Source organism: Paraburkholderia strydomiana, from assembly GCF_046030495.1.
Lineage (GTDB): Bacteria > Pseudomonadota > Gammaproteobacteria > Burkholderiales > Burkholderiaceae > Paraburkholderia > Paraburkholderia strydomiana_A.
Genome location: NZ_JAQQCJ010000064.1, coordinates 1 through 1496, shown reverse-complemented (window position 1 = coordinate 1496; position 1496 = coordinate 1). Strand labels below are relative to the sequence as shown.

Annotated in this window: 1 protein-coding gene; it reads right to left on the bottom strand. The window is 63.5% G+C overall.

Annotated features, from left to right (window positions below; genetic code table 11):
* Nucleotides 1–17: 17 nt before the first annotated feature.
* Nucleotides 18–1433 carry an ISNCY family transposase gene (locus tag PQQ53_RS34895; protein WP_408329267.1) on the bottom strand — a complete coding sequence of 472 codons (1416 nt, stop codon included), beginning with the start codon at nucleotides 1431–1433 and terminating at the stop codon, nucleotides 18–20.
* Nucleotides 1434–1496: the final 63 nt, after the last annotated feature.

The following is a 1496-nucleotide window of genomic DNA, read 5'->3' as shown; positions in this document are numbered from 1 at the left end:
TTGAGGTTCAGAAATATCTATGTTAGGGGGCTTTTGAGCACCGAGCCAGCCCGCATTCCGGCAGTTCCCAGAATCGCTTCATTCAACTGCTCCCGGGTCAGCTCGCGCTGCTTGCGGGTGCCTACCTTGCGCTCCTTCGGCCGCGGCGCTTCGCCCTGGTTGGTCCGCGATGGCGAGCCCGACGCCCGACGGTCATCACGCTGCGCCTGGATCAACTGCGCCATCTGTAACGTGTGTCCAAGCCGCTTGTTATCGACCACCGCCGCCTGATTGATCTCCGAGAGCCGGTCATACGGCACACAGGGCAGGGCAGCGCCATTCACCCGGATCTCGATGCGCCCATCCGGATACTCGAACACATCCAGATAACTGTGAATCAGACTGCGGTTGGCGACCGTGTCTTCAAGCAGATAGATCACCCGGTCGTACTGGACCGTCAGCACCTTCGACACGCGCCGCGGCACACGGACCGTCAGGATCAGATCAAGATCATCATCCACCCGCAGCGGCCGGTGTGCATCGAACGTGCTCCGCGGCACCTTGCCAAACCGGCCGTTAAAGTCAGCGATGAAGTGGGGCGCGTAAGCATTGCCGGCCTCCTTCGTGCTGATCCCGCGTAGCCGCAATTCCTTGACGAGCCGGTCCTGCAACGTCAGATTGGCGCGCTCGACACGGCCCTTCGCCTGGCTGCTGTTGGCGCAGAACGTATCTACATTCAGCTCATACAGCGCGCGGCCAAACTGCGTCACACCCTTGCCTGGCGTGACCGAATGGCTGTTGCAGTGAAACACGCTGGCCTTGTCGCTGTACAGCGCCACCGGCTTGCCATGCTGTTCGAGATACGCGCGCATCGCCTCGAAGTAACTGAAGGTCGATTCGGTCGCCGTGAAGTGCAAGGCCATCAGCCGGCCCGTCGCATCGTCGATGAACACCAGCAGCGTGCACGCGGGCGCGCGTTCCTCGAACCACCGGTGATCGCTGCCGTCGATCTGCACCAGTTCGCCCAGACACGCCCGACGGTTCCTCGGCTGATGCAGCTTCGGTGGCCGCTGTTTGCGCGGAATCCACAGCCCGGCCTCACGCATCCAGCGCCGCACGGTTTCCTTCGCTAGTATCACGCCATGAGACTCGGCGAGTTTCTCGCACGCCAGCGTCGGCCCAAAATCGGCGTAGCGTTCGCGCACCAGCGCCATCGCACGCGCACGGACATCCACCGGCAGCTCGCGATTGCTCGGCTGCCCACGCCGTGCCGATACCAGCCCGGCCGGTCCGGCGGCCTCGTAGCGCCGCACCAGCCGGCTGACCTGACGCTCGCACAGCAGCAGACGTTCCGCCGCCAGCCCGACCGTCAGGCGATGCTGGACGACCGCCTCAATGATCTTCACGCGCTCAAGCTCGTGCATGCTGATCGTGATGAATCCACGTCCGTTCATGGTCTGGCTCCGGGCTGGCTATCTCGCCGCAGCATGCGCCACAGCAGGCAGCCCGAAGCAGGA

What these genes read in the sequence shown, in the direction of transcription:
- PQQ53_RS34895 (WP_408329267.1), bottom strand. Translation starts at nt 1,433, where the DNA reads ATGAACGGACGTGGATTCATCACGATCAGCATGCACGAGCTTGAGCGC.